At 67.8% G+C, this 23,409-nt stretch carries 17 protein-coding genes, 3 rRNA genes and 1 riboswitch; of the genes, 14 read left to right on the forward strand and 6 right to left on the reverse strand.

Translation table 11 applies throughout. The annotated features are described in order from the left end of the window. Positions 1–78: 78 nt before the first annotated feature. Complete coding sequence (locus Sru02f_RS12095; protein ID WP_104635706.1) at positions 79–528, reverse strand: PTS sugar transporter subunit IIA; 450 nt, start codon at positions 526–528, stop codon at positions 79–81. Positions 529–1,083: 555 nt separating this feature from the next. Between Sru02f_RS12095 and Sru02f_RS12100 the strand changes: the two genes are divergently transcribed. The 13 genes from Sru02f_RS12100 to Sru02f_RS12160 all read left to right on the forward strand — a co-directional run bounded on the left by Sru02f_RS12100 (position 1,084) and on the right by Sru02f_RS12160 (position 16,427). Continuing rightward, positions 1,084–2,611, forward strand: a 16S ribosomal RNA gene (locus Sru02f_RS12100). Positions 2,612–2,890: 279 nt separating this feature from the next. Further along, a 23S ribosomal RNA gene (locus Sru02f_RS12105) occupies positions 2,891–6,012 on the forward strand. 86 nt (positions 6,013–6,098) lie between these two features. Further along, positions 6,099–6,215: ribosomal RNA gene (gene rrf / locus Sru02f_RS12110) — 5S ribosomal RNA — on the forward strand. Together the 16S, 23S and 5S rRNA genes form the textbook arrangement of a ribosomal RNA operon. A 109-nt stretch (positions 6,216–6,324) precedes the next feature. After that, entirely contained in the window at positions 6,325–6,933 is a 609-nt protein-coding gene (locus Sru02f_RS12115) for a CDP-alcohol phosphatidyltransferase family protein (RefSeq protein ID WP_007388195.1), read from the forward strand. A 109-nt stretch (positions 6,934–7,042) separates the two neighbouring features. Continuing rightward, positions 7,043–9,538 (forward strand): mannose-1-phosphate guanyltransferase, encoded by a 2,496-nt coding sequence (locus tag Sru02f_RS12120; RefSeq protein WP_011027759.1) that lies wholly within the window; start codon positions 7,043–7,045, stop codon positions 9,536–9,538. A 168-nt stretch (positions 9,539–9,706) separates the two neighbouring features. After that, on the forward strand, positions 9,707–10,543 hold the full coding sequence (locus Sru02f_RS12125) for a DUF881 domain-containing protein (RefSeq protein WP_164279260.1): 837 nt from the start codon (positions 9,707–9,709) through the stop codon (positions 10,541–10,543). Beyond that, positions 10,540–10,872 (forward strand): small basic family protein, encoded by a 333-nt coding sequence (locus Sru02f_RS12130; RefSeq protein ID WP_003977440.1) that lies wholly within the window; start codon positions 10,540–10,542, stop codon positions 10,870–10,872. Before Sru02f_RS12125 ends, Sru02f_RS12130 begins: the two co-directional genes overlap by 4 nt. Positions 10,873–10,877: 5 nt before the next feature. Then, complete coding sequence (locus Sru02f_RS12135) at positions 10,878–11,732, forward strand: DUF881 domain-containing protein (RefSeq protein WP_109030017.1); 855 nt, start codon at positions 10,878–10,880, stop codon at positions 11,730–11,732. A 148-nt stretch (positions 11,733–11,880) separates the two neighbouring features. Continuing rightward, the gene (locus tag Sru02f_RS12140; protein WP_203697801.1) at positions 11,881–12,732 is read left to right on the forward strand and encodes an FHA domain-containing protein; all 852 of its coding nucleotides are present in this window, start codon (positions 11,881–11,883) and stop codon (positions 12,730–12,732) included. Between the two features lie 44 nt (positions 12,733–12,776). Next, positions 12,777–13,517: a transcriptional regulator FtsR gene (gene ftsR / locus Sru02f_RS12145; RefSeq protein ID WP_109030019.1), complete on the forward strand. Its 741-nt coding sequence runs from the start codon at positions 12,777–12,779 to the stop codon at positions 13,515–13,517. Between the two features lie 83 nt (positions 13,518–13,600). Next, positions 13,601–14,074: a bifunctional nuclease family protein gene (locus tag Sru02f_RS12150; RefSeq protein ID WP_003977444.1), complete on the forward strand. Its 474-nt coding sequence runs from the start codon at positions 13,601–13,603 to the stop codon at positions 14,072–14,074. A gap of 162 nt (positions 14,075–14,236) precedes the next feature. Then, a complete protein-coding gene (locus Sru02f_RS12155; RefSeq protein WP_174855012.1) occupies positions 14,237–14,923 on the forward strand; it encodes a MerR family transcriptional regulator in 687 nt (228 codons plus the stop codon). A 64-nt stretch (positions 14,924–14,987) separates the two neighbouring features. Beyond that, positions 14,988–16,427, forward strand: coding sequence for a DNA polymerase IV (locus tag Sru02f_RS12160; RefSeq protein ID WP_109030020.1), 1,440 nt, complete (start codon positions 14,988–14,990; stop codon positions 16,425–16,427). Here the strand turns inward: Sru02f_RS12160 and Sru02f_RS12165 are convergent. Continuing rightward, positions 16,337–16,720, reverse strand: a complete 384-nt coding sequence (locus Sru02f_RS12165; protein ID WP_174855013.1) for a PRC-barrel domain-containing protein — start codon at positions 16,718–16,720, stop codon at positions 16,337–16,339. The two genes, Sru02f_RS12160 and Sru02f_RS12165, sit on opposite strands and share 91 nt — an antisense overlap. A gap of 150 nt (positions 16,721–16,870) precedes the next feature. Then, positions 16,871–16,966: riboswitch (glycine riboswitch) on the forward strand. 178 nt (positions 16,967–17,144) lie between these two features. On the opposite strand from Sru02f_RS12165, the gene gcvP reads away from it, so the two are divergent. Further along, positions 17,145–20,030 (forward strand): aminomethyl-transferring glycine dehydrogenase, encoded by a 2,886-nt coding sequence (gene gcvP / locus Sru02f_RS12170; protein WP_109030022.1) that lies wholly within the window; start codon positions 17,145–17,147, stop codon positions 20,028–20,030. Between the two features lie 67 nt (positions 20,031–20,097). On the opposite strand, the gene Sru02f_RS12175 is transcribed toward gcvP, so the two are convergent. From Sru02f_RS12175 to Sru02f_RS12190, 4 genes are all read right to left on the reverse strand, one after another. After that, complete coding sequence (locus tag Sru02f_RS12175) at positions 20,098–20,517, reverse strand: TOBE domain-containing protein (protein WP_109030023.1); 420 nt, start codon at positions 20,515–20,517, stop codon at positions 20,098–20,100. Positions 20,518–20,756: 239 nt separating this feature from the next. After that, a complete protein-coding gene (locus Sru02f_RS12180) occupies positions 20,757–21,821 on the reverse strand; it encodes a LacI family DNA-binding transcriptional regulator (protein ID WP_109030024.1) in 1,065 nt (354 codons plus the stop codon). 230 nt (positions 21,822–22,051) lie between these two features. Then, positions 22,052–22,255: a DUF5999 family protein gene (locus tag Sru02f_RS12185; protein ID WP_003977451.1), complete on the reverse strand. Its 204-nt coding sequence runs from the start codon at positions 22,253–22,255 to the stop codon at positions 22,052–22,054. Positions 22,256–22,554: 299 nt separating this feature from the next. Next, positions 22,555–23,139 carry a hypothetical protein gene (locus Sru02f_RS12190; protein WP_164279256.1) on the reverse strand — a complete coding sequence of 195 codons (585 nt, stop codon included), beginning with the start codon at positions 23,137–23,139 and terminating at the stop codon, positions 22,555–22,557. Between the last annotated feature and the right edge of the window lie 270 nt (positions 23,140–23,409).

A 23,409-nucleotide genomic window follows, 5' to 3' on the forward strand; every position in this document is an offset into this window, starting at 1 on the left:
TCCCGATAGTGCGGCGGGTCCCGCCGCCGCGGTGGTTGTCCTACCAGCAGTCGATGCCGCCGTGCGACGGCACGGACGTCACTTCCAGAGGAAGAGACTCTCGCCGGCCTTCACGTCGCCGTCCTCACGGAGGTCCGTGAGCGCCTCGGCGGTGGCCTCCAGGGCCACGATCGGGCAGACCGGCGACTTGCCCGCGGCCTCGACCGCGGCCGGGTCCCAGCGCACCACGCCCTGACCCCGTACGACGGTGTCGCCCTTGTTCACGAGCAGCTCGAAGCCCTCGCCGTTGAGCTGCACGGTGTCGATGCCGAGATGGGTCAGCACGCCGTGCCCGCTCTCGTCGACGACGACGAAGGCGTGGGGGTGCAGGGAAACGATGACGCCGTCGACCGGAGCGACCGCCTCGGAGGGCTCCCGCACGGGGTCGATGGCGGTGCCCGGGCCGACCATGGCCCCGGAGAAGACGGGATCGGGCACGGCGGCCAGTCCGATGGCGCGTCCTGCGAGCGGGGACGAGACGGTGGTCATGGGAAGCCTCCCAGGGCGGGGATCTGTACGGGCCGTCACTGTCTTGTCCCGGACGGCACACTGAGCAGCAGGGTATGTCATAGGAAGTACCGGTTCCGCATGAGTGTTCCGATTAGAGGTCTAGACCACACTCCTCACGGATTTGCACCCGTTCCACGGCCCCGTGTACAGTCGTTACTCCTGCCTGGGGTTGAGCGATGCGTAGCAAGGTGTCCTCGCCTCGGCAGCATCCAACTCATCAGATCCTATCGCTGGATCGCCTTCTGCATGCCCGCAGGACGGTGGTCAAGAGCATCGGGAAAGCCTGATAGTGTTGGAAACACCGAAGGGAAGCGCCCGGAGGAAAGCCCGAGAGAGTCTCTTGGGTGAGTACAAAGGAAGCGTCCGTTCCTTGAGAACTCAACAGCGTGCCAAAAGTCAACGCCAGATATGTTGATACCCCGACCTGATCGGATTCCTGATCGGGTTGAGGTTCCTTTGAAGTAACACAACAGCGAGGACGCTGTGAACGGTCGGATTATTCCTCCGACTGTTCCGCTCCCGTGATGTAAAGCATTCACGGAGAGTTTGATCCTGGCTCAGGACGAACGCTGGCGGCGTGCTTAACACATGCAAGTCGAACGATGAACCACTTCGGTGGGGATTAGTGGCGAACGGGTGAGTAACACGTGGGCAATCTGCCCTGCACTCTGGGACAAGCCCTGGAAACGGGGTCTAATACCGGATACTGACCCTCGCAGGCATCTGCGAGGGTCGAAAGCTCCGGCGGTGCAGGATGAGCCCGCGGCCTATCAGCTTGTTGGTGAGGTAATGGCTCACCAAGGCGACGACGGGTAGCCGGCCTGAGAGGGCGACCGGCCACACTGGGACTGAGACACGGCCCAGACTCCTACGGGAGGCAGCAGTGGGGAATATTGCACAATGGGCGAAAGCCTGATGCAGCGACGCCGCGTGAGGGATGACGGCCTTCGGGTTGTAAACCTCTTTCAGCAGGGAAGAAGCGAAAGTGACGGTACCTGCAGAAGAAGCGCTAAGCTAACTACGTGCCAGCAGCCGCGGTAATACGTAGGGCGCAAGCGTTGTCCGGAATTATTGGGCGTAAAGAGCTCGTAGGCGGCTTGTCACGTCGGTTGTGAAAGCCCGGGGCTTAACCCCGGGTCTGCAGTCGATACGGGCAGGCTAGAGTTCGGTAGGGGAGATCGGAATTCCTGGTGTAGCGGTGAAATGCGCAGATATCAGGAGGAACACCGGTGGCGAAGGCGGATCTCTGGGCCGATACTGACGCTGAGGAGCGAAAGCGTGGGGAGCGAACAGGATTAGATACCCTGGTAGTCCACGCCGTAAACGGTGGGCACTAGGTGTGGGCAACATTCCACGTTGTCCGTGCCGCAGCTAACGCATTAAGTGCCCCGCCTGGGGAGTACGGCCGCAAGGCTAAAACTCAAAGGAATTGACGGGGGCCCGCACAAGCGGCGGAGCATGTGGCTTAATTCGACGCAACGCGAAGAACCTTACCAAGGCTTGACATACACCGGAAAGCATCAGAGATGGTGCCCCCCTTGTGGTCGGTGTACAGGTGGTGCATGGCTGTCGTCAGCTCGTGTCGTGAGATGTTGGGTTAAGTCCCGCAACGAGCGCAACCCTTGTCCCGTGTTGCCAGCAAGCCCTTCGGGGTGTTGGGGACTCACGGGAGACCGCCGGGGTCAACTCGGAGGAAGGTGGGGACGACGTCAAGTCATCATGCCCCTTATGTCTTGGGCTGCACACGTGCTACAATGGCCGGTACAATGAGATGCGATACCGCAAGGTGGAGCGAATCTCAAAAAGCCGGTCTCAGTTCGGATTGGGGTCTGCAACTCGACCCCATGAAGTCGGAGTCGCTAGTAATCGCAGATCAGCATTGCTGCGGTGAATACGTTCCCGGGCCTTGTACACACCGCCCGTCACGTCACGAAAGTCGGTAACACCCGAAGCCGGTGGCCCAACCCCTTGTGGGAGGGAGCTGTCGAAGGTGGGACTGGCGATTGGGACGAAGTCGTAACAAGGTAGCCGTACCGGAAGGTGCGGCTGGATCACCTCCTTTCTAAGGAGCACATAGCCGACTGCAGGCAAATGTCCTGCACGGTTGCTCATGGGTGGAACGTTGACTACTCGGCACGGTCTTCTTGATGGATCACTAGTACTGCTTCGGCGTGGAACGTGACTTCAAAGAGGGACTCGTGTCGGGCACGCTGTTGGGTGTCTGAGGGTACGGCCGTGAGGTCGCCTTCAGTTGCCGGCCCCAGTGCACTCGGGAGTTTTTCCCGGGGTGATGGGTGGTTGGTCGTTGTTTGAGAACTGCACAGTGGACGCGAGCATCTGTGGCCAAGTTTTTAAGGGCGCACGGTGGATGCCTTGGCACCAGGAACCGATGAAGGACGTGGGAGGCCACGATAGGCCCCGGGGAGTCGTCAACCAGGCTTTGATCCGGGGGTGTCCGAATGGGGAAACCCGGCAGTCGTCATGGGCTGTCACCCGCTGCTGAACACATAGGCAGTGTGGAGGGAACGCGGGGAAGTGAAACATCTCAGTACCCGCAGGAGGAGAAAACAACCGTGATTCCGGGAGTAGTGGCGAGCGAAACCGGATGAGGCTAAACCGTATACGTGTGAGACCCGGCAGGGGTTGCGTGTGCGGGGTTGTGGGATCTCTCTTTTACGGTCTGCCGGCCGTGAGACGAGTCAGAAACCGTTGATGTAGGCGAAGGACATGCGAAAGGTCCGGCGTAGAGGGTAAGACCCCCGTAGTCGAAACGTCAGCGGCTCGTTTGAGAGACACCCAAGTAGCACGGGGCCCGAGAAATCCCGTGTGAATCTGGCGGGACCACCCGCTAAGCCTAAATATTCCCTGGTGACCGATAGCGGATAGTACCGTGAGGGAATGGTGAAAAGTACCGCGGGAGCGGAGTGAAATAGTACCTGAAACCGTGTGCCTACAAGCCGTGGGAGCGTCGGATACGTGCTTGCACGTATCTCGTGACTGCGTGCCTTTTGAAGAATGAGCCTGCGAGTTTGCGGTGTGTTGCGAGGTTAACCCGGGTGGGGAAGCCGTAGCGAAAGCGAGTCCGAACAGGGCGGTTCAGTAGCACGCTCAAGACCCGAAGCGGAGTGATCTAGCCATGGGCAGGTTGAAGCGGCTGTAAGAGGTCGTGGAGGACCGAACCCACCAGGGTTGAAAACCTGGGGGATGACCTGTGGTTAGGGGTGAAAGGCCAATCAAACTCCGTGATAGCTGGTTCTCCCCGAAATGCATTTAGGTGCAGCGTCGTGTGTTTCTTGCCGGAGGTAGAGCACTGGATAGGCGATGGGCCCTACCGGGTTACTGACCTTAGCCAAACTCCGAATGCCGGTAAGTGAGAGCGCGGCAGTGAGACTGTGGGGGATAAGCTCCATGGTCGAGAGGGAAACAGCCCAGAGCATCGACTAAGGCCCCTAAGCGTACGCTAAGTGGGAAAGGATGTGGAGTCGCACAGACAACCAGGAGGTTGGCTTAGAAGCAGCCACCCTTGAAAGAGTGCGTAATAGCTCACTGGTCTAGTGATTCCGCGCCGACAATGTAGCGGGGCTCAAGCGTACCGCCGAAGTCGTGTCATTGCAGCAATACGGCCAACGCTCAGCTGTGATGGGTAGGGGAGCGTCGTGTGCCGGGTGAAGCAGCCGCGGAAGCGAGTTGTGGACGGTTCACGAGTGAGAATGCAGGCATGAGTAGCGATACAAACGTGAGAAACGTTTGCGCCGATTGACTAAGGGTTCCTGGGTCAAGCTGATCTGCCCAGGGTAAGTCGGGACCTAAGGCGAGGCCGACAGGCGTAGTCGATGGATAACCGGTTGATATTCCGGTACCCGCTGTGAAGCGTCAAACATCGAGCATCGTGATGCTAAGGCCGTGAAGCCGCCCTGATCTCTTCGGAGTTGAGGGGAGTGGTGGAGCCGCCGAACCAAGCGGTTAGTAGGTGAGTGATGGGGTGACGCAGGAAGGTAGTCCATCCCGGGCGGTGGTTGTCCCGGGGTAAGGGTGTAGGCCGTGCGGTAGGTAAATCCGTCGCACACAAGGCTGAGACCTGATGCCGAGCCGATTGTGGTGAAGTGGATGATCCTATGCTGTCGAGAAAAGCCTCTAGCGAGTTTCATGGCGGCCCGTACCCTAAACCGACTCAGGTGGTCAGGTAGAGAATACCGAGGCGTTCGGGTGAACTATGGTTAAGGAACTCGGCAAAATGCCCCCGTAACTTCGGGAGAAGGGGGGCCACACCCGGTGACCGGATTTACTCCGTGAGCTGGGGGTGGCCGCAGAGACCAGCGAGAAGCGACTGTTTACTAAAAACACAGGTCCGTGCGAAGCCGTAAGGCGATGTATACGGACTGACGCCTGCCCGGTGCTGGAACGTTAAGGGGACCGGTTAGCTCCATTTCGGTGGGGCGAAGCTGAGAACTTAAGCGCCAGTAAACGGCGGTGGTAACTATAACCATCCTAAGGTAGCGAAATTCCTTGTCGGGTAAGTTCCGACCTGCACGAATGGCGTAACGACTTCTCGACTGTCTCAACCATAGGCCCGGTGAAATTGCACTACGAGTAAAGATGCTCGTTTCGCGCAGCAGGACGGAAAGACCCCGGGACCTTTACTACAGTTTGATATTGGTGTTCGGTTCGGCTTGTGTAGGATAGCTGGGAGACTTTGAAGCTCGCACGCCAGTGTGGGTGGAGTCGTCGTTGAAATACCAGTCTGGTCGTGCTGGATGTCTAACCTGGGTCCGTGATCCGGATCAGGGACAGTGTCTGATGGGTAGTTTAACTGGGGCGGTTGCCTCCTAAAGAGTAACGGAGGCGCCCAAAGGTTCCCTCAGCCTGGTTGGCAATCAGGTGTTGAGTGTAAGTGCACAAGGGAGCTTGACTGTGAGACCGACGGGTCGAGCAGGGACGAAAGTCGGGACTAGTGATCCGGCGGTGGCTTGTGGAAGCGCCGTCGCTCAACGGATAAAAGGTACCCCGGGGATAACAGGCTGATCTTCCCCAAGAGTCCATATCGACGGGATGGTTTGGCACCTCGATGTCGGCTCGTCGCATCCTGGGGCTGGAGTCGGTCCCAAGGGTTGGGCTGTTCGCCCATTAAAGCGGTACGCGAGCTGGGTTTAGAACGTCGTGAGACAGTTCGGTCCCTATCCGCTGTGCGCGTAGGAGTCTTGAGAAGGGCTGTCCCTAGTACGAGAGGACCGGGACGGACGAACCTCTGGTGTGCCAGTTGTTCTGCCAAGGGCATGGCTGGTTGGCTACGTTCGGGAGGGATAACCGCTGAAAGCATCTAAGCGGGAAGCCTGCTTCGAGATGAGGACTCCCACCCCCTTGAGGGGTTAAGGCTCCCAGTAGACGACTGGGTTGATAGGCCGGATCTGGAAGCACCGTGAGGTGTGGAGGTGACCGGTACTAATAGGCCGAGGGCTTGTCCTCAGTTGCTCGCGTCCACTGTGTTGGTTCTGAAACCACGAACAATCAGACTGTGTTGGTCACCCGGTTGATTGTCTGTTTCATAGTGTTTCGGTGGTCATAGCGTAGGGGAAACGCCCGGTTACATTTCGAACCCGGAAGCTAAGCCTTACAGCGCCGATGGTACTGCAGGGGGGACCCTGTGGGAGAGTAGGACGCCGCCGAACTCCTTTTAGAGCTCTGGCTCTTGGGCATGCAGCCCGAGAGCCAGAGCTTTTTTGCGTTGAGGTAAGGTCAGTGAGCATCATTGGCTCGTTTCCCCCAGGAGGCCCCCGCGTGGAGGTCCAGGAGACCCGCGTGCAGACCGACCGGGTCCTCACCATCCCGAACATCCTCAGCATGGCGCGCCTGGCCGGCGTGCCACTGTTCCTGTGGCTCATCCTGCGGCCCGAGTTCGGCGGCCCGCAGAGCGACGGCTGGGCGCTGTTGGTGCTGGCCCTGAGCGGGGTCAGCGACTACCTGGACGGAAAGCTCGCACGGCGTTGGAATCAGATCAGCAGCCTTGGCCGGCTGCTGGACCCGGCGGCCGACCGGCTCTATATCCTCTCCACGCTGGTGGGTCTCACCTGGCGCGAGATTCTCCCGCTCTGGTTGACCCTTGTACTGCTTGCCAGGGAAGCGATGCTGCTGGTGATGGTGGGCATCCTCCGGCGGCACGGCTATCCTCCGCCGCAGGTGAACTTCCTGGGCAAGGCCGCCACCTTCAACCTCATGTACGCCTTCCCGCTGCTTCTGCTGAGTGACGGCAGCGGATGGATCGCGTCACTCGCCGCCGTCTTCGGATGGGCGTTCGCCGGATGGGGTACAACCCTGTATTGGTGGGCAGGTGTTCTCTACGTGGTGCAGGTCCGCCGCCTGGTTCGTGCGGACGTCGCAGCCGATTGAACTCGCTGATTGTGCGGTCCCGGTGGCCGGATGGCCCGCGCTGGAAAAGTGCGGGACCCTGGACGGGTGAAGTCGGCTAAACCGTCTCTCAGAGGAGGACGCTTCCGACATGAAGGCCGTCGTGATGGCTGGAGGCGAAGGCACACGCCTTCGTCCCATGACCTCGAGCATGCCCAAGCCGCTCCTGCCGGTGGTCAACCGGCCGATCATGGAGCACGTACTTCGGCTGCTCAAAAGGCATGGGCTCAATGAGACCGTCGTGACCGTCCAGTTCCTGGCCTCACTGGTCAAGAACTACTTCGGTGACGGCGAGGAGCTCGGAATGGAGCTCACCTATGCCAACGAGGAGAAGCCACTCGGTACCGCCGGAAGCGTCAAGAACGCCGAGGAGGCATTGAAGGACGATGCCTTCCTCGTCATTTCCGGCGATGCCCTGACCGACTTCGACCTCACCGACCTGATCAACTTCCACAAGGAAAAGGGCTCGCTCGTCACCGTGTGTCTGACGCGCGTGCCCAACCCGCTGGAATTCGGCATCACCATCGTCGACGAAGAGGGCAAGGTCGAGCGCTTCCTGGAGAAGCCGACCTGGGGCCAGGTCTTCTCCGACACCGTGAACACCGGGATCTACGTCATGGAGCCCGAGGTCTTCAACTATGTCGACCCCGATGTGCCCGTGGACTGGTCCGGTGACGTCTTCCCGCAGTTGATGAAGGAAGGCAAGCCCATCTACGGCTATGTCGCCGAGGGCTACTGGGAGGACGTCGGTACCCACGAGAGCTATGTGAAGGCCCAGGCCGACGTTCTGGAACGCAAGGTCGACGTCGACATCGACGGCTTCGAGATCTCGCCCGGCGTCTGGGTGGCCGAGGGTGCGGAGGTGCATCCCGACGCGGTGCTGCGCGGGCCCCTGTACGTCGGCGACTACGCGAAGGTCGAGGCCGGCGCGGAGATCCGCGAGCACACCGTGATCGGGTCAAACGTCGTCGTCAAGAGCGGCGCCTTCCTGCACAAGGCCGTGGTCGCCGACAACGTGTACGTCGGACCGCACAGCAATCTGCGGGGCTGTGTGGTCGGCAAGAACACCGACATCATGCGCGCCGCGCGGATCGAGGACGGCGCGGTCATCGGCGACGAATGCCTGGTCGGTGAAGAATCGATCATCCAGGGCAATGTGCGGGTCTACCCGTTCAAGACCATCGAGGCGGGCGCGTTCGTCAACACCTCGGTGATCTGGGAGTCCCGCGGGCAGGCGCATCTCTTCGGTGCGCGCGGGGTCTCCGGCATCCTGAACGTGGAGATCACGCCGGAGCTGGCCGTGCGGCTGGCCGGTGCGTACGCGACGACCCTGAAGAAGGGGTCCACCGTCACCACGGCCCGTGACCACTCCCGTGGCGCCCGTGCGCTGAAGCGGGCGGTGATCTCCGCGCTGCAGGCCAGCGCCATCGACGTACGCGACCTGGAGAACGTGCCCCTGCCCGTGGCGCGGCAGCAGACCGCGCGGGGCAGTGCCGGCGGCATCATGATCCGGACCACCCTGGGAGTGCCGGACTCCGTCGACATCATGTTCTTCGACGGTCAGGGCGCCGACCTGTCGCAGGGCAGTCAGCGGAAGCTGGACCGGGTGTTCGCGCGCCAGGAGTACCGGCGGGCGTTCCCGGGCGAGATCGGGGACCTGCACTTCCCGTCCAGTGTGTTCGACTCCTACACCGGGTCCCTGCTGCGCAACGTCGACATCACCGGCATCGCGGAGTCCGGGCTCAAGGTGGTCGTCGACGCCTCCAACGGCAGCGCGGGGCTGGTGCTGCCGAGCCTGCTCGGGAAGCTCGGCGTCGACTCCCTGACGATCAATCCCGGTCTCGACGAGGCCAGGCCCACCGAGTCGGCCGACATGCGGCGCTCGGGTCTGGTGCGCCTCGGGGAGATCGTGGCGTCCTCGCGGGCCGCGTTCGGCGTGCGGTTCGACCCCGTCGGTGAACGGCTGTCGCTCGTCGACGAGAAGGGCCGCATCATCGAGGACGACCGGGCGCTGCTGGTGATGCTCGACCTGATCGCGGCCGAGCGGCGCAGCGGCCGGGTGGCGCTCCCGGTGACCACCACCAGGATCGCCGAGCAGGTCGCCGCGTACCACGGCACGCAGGTCGAGTGGACGACCACCTCCCCGGACGACCTGACGCGGGTGGGGGGCGAGGAAGGCGCGATCTTCGGCGGAGACGGCAAGGGCGGCTTCATCGTCCCCGAGTTCAGCAGTGTGTACGACGGCACGGCGGCCTTCGTGCGGCTGATCGGGCTGGTCGCGCGCACGCAGCTCACGCTGAGCCAGATCGACGCGCGGATCCCGCGGGCCCACGTCCTCAAGCGTGATCTGGCCACGCCGTGGGCGGTCAAGGGCCTGGTGATGCGGCGGGTCGTCGAGGCGGCCGGAGACCGGTTCGTGGACACCACGGACGGGGTGCGGGTGGTCGAGACCGACGGGCGCTGGGTGATGGTCCTGCCCGACCCCGCGGAGGCGGTCACCCATCTGTGGGCGGAGGGCCCCGACGACGCCTCCGCACAGGCACTGCTGGACGAGTGGGCCGCGGTGGTGGACAGCGCGGGCCGCTGAGAACACACCGCACGCGCGCGTGCCGGACACGTGTCCTCAAGGGGGCCGGTCCGGCACGCCGGTGGGGCCGTTCGGAGGTAGTGGCGGTGGCGTGCGACGATGTGCGGCATGCCGCAGCCACCCCCCGTTCGGAGCACACCCAGGCGGCCCGCGCGCCCGGACGCGTCCATGTCGCTGCTCACGAACGTCATGGACCACAGCCTCGACGACGGATACGCCGAGGCCGCCGCGCGCAAGCAGGCCGACGGCGGCGGGGGCATGCCCAAGACGCTGCGCGCCAAGCTGGGCCTGGCGGCCGGTCTGGTCCTCGCGGCCCTGGTCGTGACCGTCGGGGCGGCCCAGGCACGGGTCGCCGCCCCCGTCGTCGCCAAGGAGCGCGAGGAGCTGGTCGACCGCATAGAGGGGGAGACCTCGGCGGCCGACGAGCTGGAGAAGAGCGTCGACGAGCTGCGCGACGACGTGGACGCCCGCCGGCGCGAGGCGCTGGAGAAGAGCGGCGACGGCGACCGGTCCGACCTGGTGGGGATCCTGTCGGGCGCGGTGGAGGTGCACGGCCCCGGCGTGAAGCTCGTGGTGAACGATGCGAAGGACGTCGCCACGGGGGCCGACGGGCAGCCGCGCGGCACTTCCGGGTTCTCCGACACGGGGCGGGTGCGGGACCGGGACATGCAGCGAGTGGTGAACGGGCTGTGGGAGTCGGGCGCCGAGGCGATCTCCGTCAACGGGCAGCGGCTGACCGCGCTGTCGGCGATCAGGGCCGCCGGTGACGCGATACTGGTCGACAACAGGCCGCTGGTGCCGCCGTACACGGTGCTCGCGGTGGGGGACGGCGAGCGGCTGAGCAGGGGCTTCCAGGACAGCGCGGACGGGCTGTACCTGCATGCCCTGGAGGAGAGCTACGGCATCCGGACCGCCATCTCCGTCGCGGACGACCTCAAGCTGCCGGCCGCACCGAGTGTGATCGTACGTACAGCACAGCCGATAACCGAGAAGGGCACATCGTGATCGCCGTACTGGGCCTCGTCGTGGGAGTCGTGGCCGGATTGCTGGTCCGGCCCGAGGTGCCGGCGGCCGTGGAGCCGTATCTGCCGATCGCCGTCGTGGCGGCGCTGGACGCCGTGTTCGGCGGGCTGAGGGCCATGCTCGACGGCATCTTCGACGACAAGGTCTTCGTGGTGTCGTTCCTGTCGAACGTGGTCGTGGCCGCACTGATCGTGTTCCTGGGCGACAAGTTGGGCGTCGGAGCCCAGCTGTCCACCGGCGTCGTGGTGGTCCTCGGCATCCGCATCTTCTCCAACGCCGCGGCGATCCGACGCCACGTCTTCCGGGCGTGAGGCCGATGAGCGACGACGAGCAGCCCGCGAACAGGCTGCGCAAGGAGCTGCCGGACGAGGTGCCGCCGTCGCGGTCCCCGTCGGCGGACGACCCCGCGGGCGGCCTCCCGGGGGCCGGGCAGGGGGAGCGGAACGGAGTGACCGGCAGGCAGCGGCTCCTGAAGGGGCTGTGGCCGCCCCGCCTGACGCGGGCCCAACTGATCGTCGCCCTGCTCCTGTTCGGGCTCGGGTTCGGTCTCGCGGTGCAGGTGGCGTCCAACAGTGACAGCGACAGCGCGCTGCGAGGTGCCCGCCAGGAAGATCTGGTCCGCATCCTCGATGAACTGGACGACCGTACTCAGCGTCTTGAAGACGAGAAGCAGGGCCTCGAGAAGCAGCGCGACGAGCTGGAGAACAGCTCCGACCAGGCGGAGGAGGCCCGCAAGCAGACGCTCGAGAAGGAGCGGCAACTGGGCATCCTCGCGGGCACCGTGGCCGCGCAGGGGCCCGGCATCACGGTGACCATCGAGGACACGAAGGGGACGGTCGAGGCGGACATGCTGCTCGACGCGATCCAGGAGCTGCGCGCCGCGGGCGCGGAGGCGATCCAGGTGAACGGCGTACGGGTGGTGGCAGGCACGTATCTCGCGGACGCCGGCAACTCCGTCAGCGTCGACGGGAACAAGATCAACGCGCCCTATCGTTTCCAGGTCATCGGCAAGCCGCAGGACCTCGAACCGGCTCTCAACATTCCTGGAGGAGTGGTGCAGACTCTGGAGAAGGAACAGGCCACCGTTACTGTTGAGCGGTCGAGCAAGATCGTCGTGGACGCCTTGCGAGCGGCGGAGCGGCCTGACTACGCTCGGTCGTCCTCCCAGTGAACCGGCGGTGCATGGGGGGCGTCCGGCGAGGGCATGAGGTTGCGGGGGGTCGGCGCACCGATTGGGTGGTGCGTGGTGGAAACTGTCTGGTGGAGACGGACGTTGTGAAGGTGTCCGGGTCGGCCAGTGCGTTCAGTAAGGGTTCGTCCTGCCCCACGGGCGGGTCTGTTTCGGTCAAGGGGAATCGCCCGTGAAGTTGTTTGCGAAGTTGTTCGGCAAGAGCGCGCGAGAGGGCAGCGGCGACAACGCGACCGCCCGCCATCGCGCACAGCCCGACGCGGAGGGCCGGCGCCCGATGTACCGGGACCAGGTGGGTGGTCCCGGCGCGCCGTCTGTTGACCCTGCTCAGTCCGGCGGCATAGGTTTCGGCCAGCCCTCGGCCCCGGGTGCGGGTGGAGGGTTCACCCCCGACCCGTACGCGTCGAACGCCCCGGCGGGGCAGTCGCGGCAGGAGGATCCGTCCATGTCGGCCCTGGTCTGTACGAGGTGCGGCAACCGCAACGCGGAGAACAGCCGTTTCTGCTCCAACTGCGGTGCTCCGCTGCGGCCCGGCGCGGTCCCGGAGCGTGCCTCCGAGACGACCTCCACCATCTCCATCTCCGGTCTGGAGGCCTACGACGCCGAGGTCACCGGCCAGACGGCGGTGCCGGCGCTCTCGCCCGAGGCGCAGGCGGCCGTGGACGCGCTGCCGCTGGGCTCCGCCCTCCTGGTCGTGCGCCGCGGTCCGAACTCGGGCAGCCGCTTCCTGCTGGACGGTGAGCTGACCACCGCCGGGCGTCATCCGCAGAGCGACATCTTCCTGGACGACGTGACGGTCTCGCGCCGGCACGTGGAGTTCCGCCGCAGCCCGGACGGTTCCTTCACGGTCGCCGACGTCGGCAGCCTGAACGGCACCTACGTCAACCGCGAGCGCATCGACCAGGTCGCCCTGTCGAACGGCGACGAGGTGCAGATCGGCAAGTACCGGCTGGTGTTCTACGCGAGCCAGCGGGGTTACTGACCCGCCCCCGGGCCGCCCGCCCGGGGAACCTCCAGGGAAGGTCCATGTTTCAAACACCGAGCGGCGGTGCCGGGCAAGGCGCCGCCGCCACGGACAGTGGGCTGATGAGCATCGGCGCAGTGCTGAACGCGCTGCGTGACGAGTTCCCCGACATCACCATCTCCAAGATCCGTTTCCTGGAGTCGGAGGGCCTCGTCGAGCCGCGACGGACCCCGGCCGGGTATCGCAAGTTCGGCGCGCACGACGTCGAGCGCCTCGGCCAGGTGCTGCGCATGCAGCGGGACCACTATCTGCCGCTCAAGGTGATCCGCGAGCACCTGGACGCCGTGGAGCGCGGCGAGGCCGTGGCGCTGCCGCGGGTCGGCCGGCAGCGGGACGGCGAGGCCGCCGCACCCGAGCCCGCCGAGAGCCCGACGGTGGCCCGGATCGGGCGGGACGAGCTGCTCGCCACGGCCGGGATCGGCGACCAGGAACTGCGGGAGTGGGAGTCGTACGGACTCCTCGTCCCGCTGCCCGACGGGGCGTACGACGCCGAGGCGGTCACCGTGGCGTCGCTGGTGGTGCAGCTGGGGCGGTTCGGGATCGAACCGCGGCACCTGCGGGTGATGAAGGCCGCCGCCGACCGCGAGGCCGGGCTCGTGGACCAGGTGGTGGCTCCGCTGAAGCGCCACCGCAACCCTCAGACCAGGGCACATGCGGAAGCCCGCACCAAGGAGCTGGCGGGACTCGCGGTGAAACTGCACGCGGCGCTGGTGCAGACCGCTCTCGGCGTGCGGCTGCCCTGAAACGGGCGGGCCGGCGACCCGGATCGCCCACCCGATCCCGGCCCGACTACCCAAACGTCCCGGGCACGGCCTAGGGTTGCTGTGTGAACGAGCTCGATGTCGTAGGTGTCCGGGTCGAGATGCCCTCCAACCAGCCGATCGTGCTGCTGCGCGAGGTGGGCGGCGACCGTTACCTTCCCATCTGGATCGGACCGGGGGAGGCGACGGCGATCGCCTTCGCCCAGCAGGGCATGGCTCCCGCACGGCCGCTGACCCACGACCTCTTCAAGGACGTGCTGGAAGCCGTCGGCCAGGAGCTCTCCGAAGTACGCATCACCGACCTGCGTGACGGGGTCTTCTATGCCGAGCTGGTCTTCGCGAGCGGGGTCGAGGTCAGCGCCAGGCCGTCCGACGCCATAGCGCTGGCCCTGCGCACCGGTACGCCGATCTACGGCAGCGACACGGTTCTCGACGACGCCGGTATCGCCATTCCGGACGAGCAGGAGGACGAGGTGGAGAAGTTCCGCGAGTTCCTCGACCAGATCTCGCCGGAGGACTTCGGGACCAGCAATCAGTGAGACGCGGGCCCGTACGGGCACATCCGGCTAGCCTTTCCCGGGATCGGACACGGGAAACCACTCGTAGGGTGATTATCACTCGGCGTGCCGAGTGTGGCGATCGTTGACGCACCCTTGGTGACTGCCTACCTTCGAGGAGGCAGGTCAAGGACGGAGGTCGGCGTGAGAATCAGCGGCGACGGTACGGTTGGGGGTGGCCCCGGGCACAGCCTTGGGGCAGGCGGTCCGTACCCTCCCCCGGGCTCCCGGCTTCGCGCAGGCGCGGGCCACGCCCAGCACGGTGTTGCGGCCGATCCCGGTCCGCAGCGACCGGCAGCGGTGCCGACCAGCGGAGGGGCGACGTCCATGGCGTCCGAGCAGATCGGCTACCGCGGGCCGACGGCCTGCGCGGCCGCCGGCATCACCTACCGGCAACTCGACTACTGGGCCCGCACGGGCCTCGTCGAGCCCAGCGTGCGGCCCGCGCACGGGTCCGGGACCCAGCGGTTGTACAGCTTCCGCGACGTCGTCGTGCTGAAGATCGTCAAACGCTTCCTCGACACCGGTGTGTCCCTGCAGAACATCCGCACCGCCGTCCAGCACCTCAGGGAGCGCGGCTTTCGCGACCTGGAGCGGATGACGCTGATGAGCGACGGCGCCACCGTCCACGAGTGCACCTCGCCCGAGGAGGTGCACGCCCTGCTCCAGGGCGGGCAGGGCATCTTCGGGATCGCCGTCGGCGTGGTCTGGCGGGACGTGGAGAGCGCGCTGTCCCAGCTGCACGGCGAGCGGATCGACACGGGGGAGACCCTGGTCGGGCACAATCCGGCCGACGAACTGGCCCGGCGGCGCAACAACCGGGCGGTCTGATCCCGCCGCGCCCCGGGGCCGTCCGGTGAGGGCATTGTCAGTGGCGTAGGGCAGCATCGGAGATGTGAGAACCGCGCCCACGATCCTGCATCTCGACATGGATGCCTTCTTCGCCTCGGTGGAGCAGGCGTCCAAGCCGAGCCTGCGCGGGAAGGCCGTCGTGGTGGGCGGCCTCGGACCGCGCGGCGTGGTCGCCACCTGCTCGTACGAGGCCCGGGTGTTCGGGGTGCACTCCGCGATGCCGATGGGCCAGGCCCGCCGGCTCGCGCCGCACGCCGCGTACCTCGTGCCGCGCTTCGAGCTCTACCGGTCGATCAGCGAGCAGGTGATGCGGCTGCTGCGGGAGCTGTCGCCGCTGGTGGAGCCGCTGAGCCTGGACGAGGCCTTCGTGGACCTGGACGCCGGCGGGGCGGCCCGTGACGCCGAGACGGCGCGACTGGCCGGGGCGAAGCTGCGCACGGACATCCGCACCGTCACCGGCCTCACCGGGTCCGTGGGTCTCGCCGCCTCCAAGATGCTCGCCAAGATCGCCTCGGAGGCGGCCAAGCCCGACGGACTGGTGCTCATCCCGCCGGGAACCGAGCGCGCCATGCTGGAGCCGATGACGGTGCGGACGCTGCCCGGGGTGGGACCGGCCACGGGAGACCATCTGCGGCGGGCGGGGATCACCACGGTCGGCGAGATCGCCGAGGCGGGCGAGGACGAGCTGGTGCGGCTGCTGGGCAAGGCGCACGGCCACGCGCTCTACGCCATGGCGCTGGCGCGGGACGAGCGTCCGGTGGTGGCCGAGCGGGAGACCAAGTCGGTGTCCGTGGAGGACACCTACGACGTGGACATCCACGACCGGGTGCGGGTCGGCGTCGAGGTGGGGCGGCTGGCGGACCGGTGCGTGCGGCGGCTGCGCGCCTCCGGACTGTCCGGGCGGACCATCGTGCTCAAGGTGCGCAGATACGACTTCTCCACGCTCACGCGCTCCGAGACCCTGCGCGGCCCCACCGACGATCCCGCGGTGGTGCGGGAGGCGGCCGCCAGACTGCTGGACTCGGTGGACACCACGGGCGGCGTGCGGCTGCTCGGGGTGGGTGTCAGCGGGCTCGCCGACTACACGCAGGAGGACCTGTTCGCGCAGGCGGCGGGGGACCGGGCCGAGGAATCGGCCGAGCAGCCCGAGACCGAGCCCGCCGAGGAGCACAGACCCTCGCCCGCCGAGCGGCGGTGGCCGGCGGGGCACGACGTGCGGCACACGGAGCTGGGGCACGGCTGGGTGCAGGGCAGTGGTCTCGGGCGGGTCACCGTGCGGTTCGAGACGCCGTACTCGGAGGTCGGGCGGGTGCGGACCTTCGCGGTGGACGACCCGGAGCTGACGCCCGCGGATCCGCTGCCGCTGGTCGCCGACGCGGAGGACGGGGCGGGTCAGCCCTCGTCGGGGCCCTTGCCCTTGCCGGCCAGCTTGCCGAAGTCGTGGTCGGGAGGCGGGGGAGCGGCCGCCACGTCCAGGCCGTAGTGGTGGTAGAGCTGGAGTTCCTGTTCCGGCGAGAGGTGGCGGCCGACACCGAAGTCGGGCGCCTCCTTGATCAGCGCCCGGTCGAAGGGCACGCGCAGGGCGCCGTCGACCAGCTCGCTGGGCTCCAGCGGGACGAAGGCGTCCCTGCTGAAGAGACCGGTCCGTATCGCCGCCCACTCGGGGACGCCGGTGGCATCGTCGAGGTAGACCTCGTCCACGGTGCCGATCCTGGTGCCGTCGCGGTCGAACGCCTTGCGGCCGATCAGGTTCCGCGGATCGATGTCAGTACGCACGGGGCCCTCCACTTGATCGCACCACTGGGCCGGACTGGGGTCGCACACCAGCCGCCTAATCATCCGTAAGTACTACAAAAGGGCACAAATGCCCGGTCGGCCACTCGAAGTCCGTGCGGCGACCTCGCTGGTACGCTGGCAAACGGCTGCTGACCCCGCGCGGGAGAGTCCTCCGGACATCACCGGAGGCGCCGAAGGAGCAAATCCTCCCCGGAATCTCTCAGGCTCACGTACCGCACGGACGAGGTCACTCTGGAAAGCAGGGCGGGTGTCGACGGCTTCCGCTCTCACCGACGGTGAAAGCCGGGAGAGCCCCAGGGCTCACCCGGTGAAGCTCTCAGGTTGAGATGACAGAGGGGGAGGCCGTCCGGGTACCCGCGCCGTGGTGCCCCACGAAGGTCGTCAGACCAGGAGGCCTCCGCAAATGACCGCCCATCGCACCCCGCTCTCCGAACTCGAACAGGCCATGCCCTTCGAGCAGCGCCACATCGGCCCCGACCACGAGGCCCGGGCCAAGATGCTCGCGCAGGTCGGTTACGGTTCGCTCGACGAACTGACGGCCGCCGCGGTGCCGGATGTGATCAAGAACGCCGACGCGCTGGACCTGCCGGGCGCGCGCTCCGAGGCGGAGGTGCTGGCCGAGCTTCGTTCGCTGGCCGACCGCAACCAGGTCCTCGACTCCATGATCGGCCTCGGCTACTACGGCACCTTCACCCCGCCGGTCATCCTGCGCAACGTCATGGAGAACCCGTCCTGGTACACGGCGTACACGCCCTACCAGCCGGAGATCTCCCAGGGCCGTCTCGAAGCCCTGCTGAACTTCCAGACGATGGTCGCCGAGCTGACCGGCCTGCCCACCTCCGGCGCCTCGCTGCTCGACGAGGGCACCGCCGCCGCCGAGGCGATGGCGCTGTCCCGGCGCATGGGCAAGAACAAGAAGGGCCTGTTCCTGGTCGACGCGGACGCCCTGCCGCAGACCGTCGCCGTGATACGGACCCGCGCCGAGCCGACCGGCGTCGAGGTGGTCGTCGCCGACCTGAGCGCGGGCATCCCGGCCGAGGTCGCCGAGCGGGAGATCAACGGGGTCCTGATCCAGTACCCGGGTGCCTCCGGAGCCGTCCGCGACATCAAGCCGGTGATCGACCGGGCGCACGAGCTCGGCGCGCTCGTCACCGTCGCCGCCGACCTGCTCGCCCTCACCCTGCTCACCTCGCCCGGCGAGCTGGGCGCGGACATCGCGGTGGGCACCACCCAGCGCTTCGGCGTGCCGATGGGCTTCGGCGGACCGCACGCCGGTTACATGGCCGTGCACGAGAAGTTCGCCCGCAGCCTCCCCGGCCGCCTGGTCGGCGTCTCCGTGGACGCCGACGGCAACAAGGCCTACCGCCTGGCCCTGCAGACCCGCGAGCAGCACATCCGCCGCGAGAAGGCCACCAGCAACATCTGCACCGCGCAGGTGCTGCTCGCCGTCATGGCCGGCATGTACGCCGTCTACCACGGCCCCGAGGGCCTGCGGGCCATCGCCCGCCGTACCCACCGGTACGCCACGATCACCGCCGCCGGTCTCGCCGCGGGCGGCGTCGAGATCGTCCACGGCTCCTACTTCGACACCGTCACCGCGCGGGTGCCCGGCCGGGCCGACGCGATCGTGCACGCCGCCCGCGAGAACGGCATCAACCTGCGGCTCGTCGACGCCGACCACGTGTCGTTCGCCTGCGACGAGACCACCACGCGCGCCCAGGTCGGCGGCGTGTGGCACGCCTTCGGCGTCGAGGGCGACATCGAGTCGCTGGACGCGGAGACCGCGGAGACGCTGCCCGAGGCGCTGCTGCGCACCGACGACTTCCTGACCCACCCCGTCTTCCACCAGCACCGCTCCGAGACCGCGATGCTGCGCTACCTGCGCCGCCTGGCCGACCGGGACTACGCGCTGGACCGCGGCATGATCCCGCTGGGCTCCTGCACCATGAAGCTCAACGCGACCACCGAGATGGAGCCGGTCACCTGGCCCGAGTTCGGGGCGCTGCACCCCTTCGCGCCCGCCGAGCAGGCGCAGGGCTACCTCACCCTCATCCGCGAGCTGGAGGAGCGGCTCGCCGAGGTCACCGGGTACGACAAGGTCTCGCTCCAGCCGAACGCCGGGTCGCAGGGCGAGTTCGCGGGCCTGCTCGCCGTACGCGGCTACCACCGGGCCAACGGCGACGAGCAGCGCACCGTCTGCCTCATCCCGTCCTCCGCGCACGGCACCAACGCCGCGAGCGCCGTGATGGCCGGCATGAAGGTCGTCGTCGTCAAGACCGCCGAGGACGGCGAGATCGACGTCGAGGACCTGCGTGCCAAGATCGAGAAGCACCGCGACGAGCTGGCCGTGCTGATGATCACCTACCCGTCCACGCACGGCGTGTTCGAGGAGCACGTCGCCGACATCTGCGCGCAGGTGCACGACGCGGGCGGCCAGGTCTACGTGGACGGCGCCAACCTCAACGCCCTGGTCGGCCTCGCCAAGCCCGGCCACTTCGGCGGCGACGTCTCCCACCTGAACCTGCACAAGACCTTCTGCATCCCGCACGGCGGCGGCGGCCCCGGCGTGGGCCCCGTGGGCGTGCGGTCGCACCTGGCGCCGTACCTGCCCAACCACCCGCTGCAGCCCGCGGCCGGTCCGCAGACGGGCGTCGGCCCGATCTCGGCGGCGCCGTGGGGCTCGGCCGGCATCCTGCCGATCTCCTGGTCCTACGTCCGCCTGATGGGCGGCGAGGGCCTCAAGCGCGCCACGCAGGTGGCCGTGCTGTCCGCCAACTACATCGCCAAGCGCCTGGAGCCGCACTTCCCGGTGCTCTACAACGGCCCCGGCGGGCTGGTCGCGCACGAGTGCATCATCGACCTGCGCCCGCTGACCAAGGCCACCGGCGTGAGCGTCGACGACGTCGCCAAGCGGCTGATCGACTACGGCTTCCACGCGCCGACGATGTCCTTCCCGGTGGCGGGCACGCTGATGATCGAGCCGACCGAGTCCGAGGACCTGGCCGAGCTGGACCGGTTCTGCGAGGCGATGATCGCCATCCGCGCGGAGATCGAGAAGGTCGGCTCCGGCGCCTGGCCCGCCGACGACAACCCGCTGCGCGGCGCCCCGCACACCGCTGACGCGCTCGGCGGCGAGTGGGACCACGCGTACACGCGCGAGGAGGCCGTCTTCCCGGCCGGTGTGTCCGCCGCCGACAAGTACTGGCCGCCGGTGCGCCGGATCGACCAGGCCTACGGCGACCGGAACCTGGTCTGCTCCTGCCCGCCGCTGGACGCGTACGAGGACTGAGTCCCGCCGAGAAGGTGAGAGAGGCCCCGCCCGGGCCCGCGGTGCCCGGGCGGGGCCTCTCGGCGTCTCAGGCCGTGGCCAGCGACACCTCCGTCGACTTGACCAGCGCGACGACGGGAGTGCCCACGGACAGCCCCAGGTCGTCGGCGGCCTGCCGGGTGACGGCCGCGGTCAGCTCGGCGCCCTCGACGGCGACCGCGACCGTGGCCATCGCGGCGCCGGTGGTGAGGGCGGTGACCGTGCCCGGCAGCCGGTTGCGGATGGACAGGGCGTCCACGCGCCCGGTGGCCAGAGCCACCTCGGTGGACTTCACCAGGGCCCGTACGGCGGTGCCGGGGGTGAGCGCGAGGTCCTCGGCCGCCTCCCGGGTGATCGCCGCGGTGAGGTCCTGGCCGCCGGAGAGACGGACGGTGACCGTCGCCATGGCCTCGCCCGGGGTGACGGCGGTGACGGTGCCGGGGAGCTGGTTGCGGATGCTCAGGCTCATGGGGGCACCGTAGCCCGGTGAAGGCGTGGCGGCGGGTACGCGTGCGTCCGCGTCGCCTCGACCTCGCCGGGACGAAGACGCCGCGGGCCGTCTACGCCGGGGCGCCCGTAGAGCTGAGGGTGAGACTGCGGGGCGATCAGCCGGATCAGGTCGTGCTGCGCACGCCGCGTCGCAGGTCGGGCGCCGGGCGCCGCGGGATCGGCGGGTGACCCGAGCGGGAGGGTGATCGGCGGGAGACCTCAGCGGGAAGGTGTCGCCGGCGCGGGCGGGGGCGCCGTGCTGGAGCGGACGATCAGCTCCGTGCCCAGCTCGGTCCGTGGCGGGTCCGGACGCTCGCCGCGAGTACGGCGGAGCACCGTGCGCGCGGCCTGCCTGCCCATGTCGGCGAGCGGCTGGCGCACCGTCGTCAGGGGCGGGGCCGACCAGCGGACCTCGGGAAGGTCGTCGAAGCCGACGACGCTCATGTCCTGCGGCACCCGCAGCCCCCGACGGCGCAGTGCCTCGATCGCGCCGAGCGCCATCTGGTCGCTGGCCGCGAAGACGGCCGTCGGCGGCTCGGGCAGGCCCAGCAGGGCGGCACAGGCCGCGAAGCCGGACTCGTGACGGAAGTCCCCGGGTACGACCAGCGACTCGTCCACGGCGACCCCGGCGTCCTCCAGGGCGGCGCGGTAGCCGTCGTGGCGGGCCCGCGAGCACAGCAGCCGCGGCGGACCGGCGATCAGCCCGATCCTGCGGTGTCCCAGCGCCAGCAGATGCTCGGTGGCCGCCCGGCCGCCCGAATGGTTGGCGGCGCCGACGGTGGGCACGTCCAGGTCGGGGGCGCCGGCCGGGTCGACGACCACCAGGGGCACGCCCAGTATCCGCAGCTCCTGGTGGAGCACGGGGTCCAGGGCGGAGGTGACGACCACGACGCCGTCGGAGGCCCGGGCCCGCAGATTGCGCATCCACTGACGGGCGTCGCCCGAACGTCCGTGGATCGCGGAGACCACGGTGCCGACCCCGGCGGCGTGGGCCACCTCCTCGACCCCGCGGATGATCTCCACGGCCCAGGGGCTGTCCAGGTCGTTGAAGACCAGGTCGATCAGGGCGGCCCGGCGGCCGGGCGCCGCGGCGCGCTTGCGGTACCCGTGCCGGCGCAGCAGTTCCTCCACCCGCGCCCTGGTCCCGGGCGACACGTCCGAGCGGCCGTTCACGACCCGGGACACGGTCGGGACCGAGACGCCGGCGCGGCGCGCGATGTCCGTGATGGTGACCCTGCCCCGGCGGCCGGAGGCCGTCTCGGCCCGGGCCTCGTCTGTTGCCACTTCCCCCACCTCCGCCGACGCCGACCGCCAGACGTCCCGGAGTCTTCCGGAAACCGGGTGCTCGGGGGAAGGCGTTCCGGACCCGGAAACCGGGCATTCACCAGGTCCGCGCGGGCAGACTACGCGGAGTGACCGGCCGCGGACACGTGTGGGGGCCGGTGCACAGCCGTGGCTGCGGGCCGGCCCCGTGATGCACCGGGCGCAGGGGGACGCCCCCGCCCGGCCGGTGGTCAGGCGGCGGTCGTCAGGCCCGCGCCGACGGGACGGTGCGGGGCGATGACCCGACCGTCCGGCAGTAGCTCACCGGTGTCCTCGAAGAGGACGACACCGTTGCACAGCAGGCTCCACCCCTGCTCCGGGTGGTGCGCCACGAGACGGGCGGACTCCCGGTCGGCGGAGACGGCTGAGGGGCACGGTGGCTGGTGCTGACACATGAGTGGGGTCTCTCGGTCCGTGGTGATGGGTGAGGTCGCTGTGTTGTCTGTCCTGCGGCGTGAAGCCTCGTTCATGGCCGCCCCCCGTTGTCGAGTCGTTCGGAACCCAGTGTTGCCCCGCGGGCCTCGATCCGCAGGCATTTGGCAGCACCGCTTCTCACAGGTTGATGACGCATCACCCGCGCGGACGGTTCAGCTGAACCGCACTGTCACTTCGGATGGTTCGGCATGGCCGAATGGGGCTAGTCCGCGCGGGTGGGTGACGGGGCGACGGGGTGGCGAGCGGGGAGCGGAGCAGGTCAGGCGGGAGAACCCAGCAACCGCGTCGGCGTCACCCGGTGCGTGAGGACCGGCAGCAGTTCGGCGACCCGGTGCGGCCGGTGCGCCGCGATGCCCGGCGGGGCCGGCGCCAGCGGCACCAGCAGATCGGTGGCCGCGGGATGCCCCGTGGCGGCGTCCGCCGTGCAGTCGCCGTGCAGCCACAGCGTGAGCATGTACAGCTCGGGCACCGACAGCAGGCGCGGCTGGTAGGACTGGGGCACCGACTCGGCCTGCCGCAGCGCGCGTTCGGTCGAGGCGACGTAGGGGCCCTCGAAGAAGTGCGAGAACGCCCAGCCGTCGGGGGTCAGCATCGTCTCCGCCGCCGCCACCGCCCGGTCGCCCAACCGGATGTGGAACCGCCACCCGGCCAGCCGCGTCGCCGCCGCGCCCTCCGTCGTGACCCGGTCCAGGACGTGCACGGGAAGCGGCAGTTCGGGTGTGGCGGGTCCCTGGGCGCCGAGCAGGGCGGGGGTCCGGGCCTCGCGGACCGCGGTGGGCGAGGAGAGAGCGGTGAGGACGGAGCGCAGGGCGGGCGCGGGGGCCGGGGGGACACGCAGGGGCATGATGGGTCGCCTCTCATTCGAAGGCACGGTGGCGCGAGGGCGGAGCTGGGCGGACGACGCTGTCGGCTCACAGGGCTGGGAGAGGCAGGGGCCGGGTCCGGGAACCGAGAAGTGGGAGAGGCCTGCCGCGCGTCAACTCGACGGCAGGATCCTGCGACCGTGGGCGCCGGTCCACTGCCTGTCCGCGGAGTTTATACGACATGTGTTCAGACTGTGTTTCGGCTAGCCGATTCCGGTAACCGGTACAAGGTTGCATTCGGCCGTCGATAT

The sequence above is a fragment of the Streptomyces rubrogriseus genome (genome assembly GCF_027947575.1).
Classification (GTDB): Bacteria; Actinomycetota; Actinomycetes; order Streptomycetales; family Streptomycetaceae; genus Streptomyces; species Streptomyces rubrogriseus.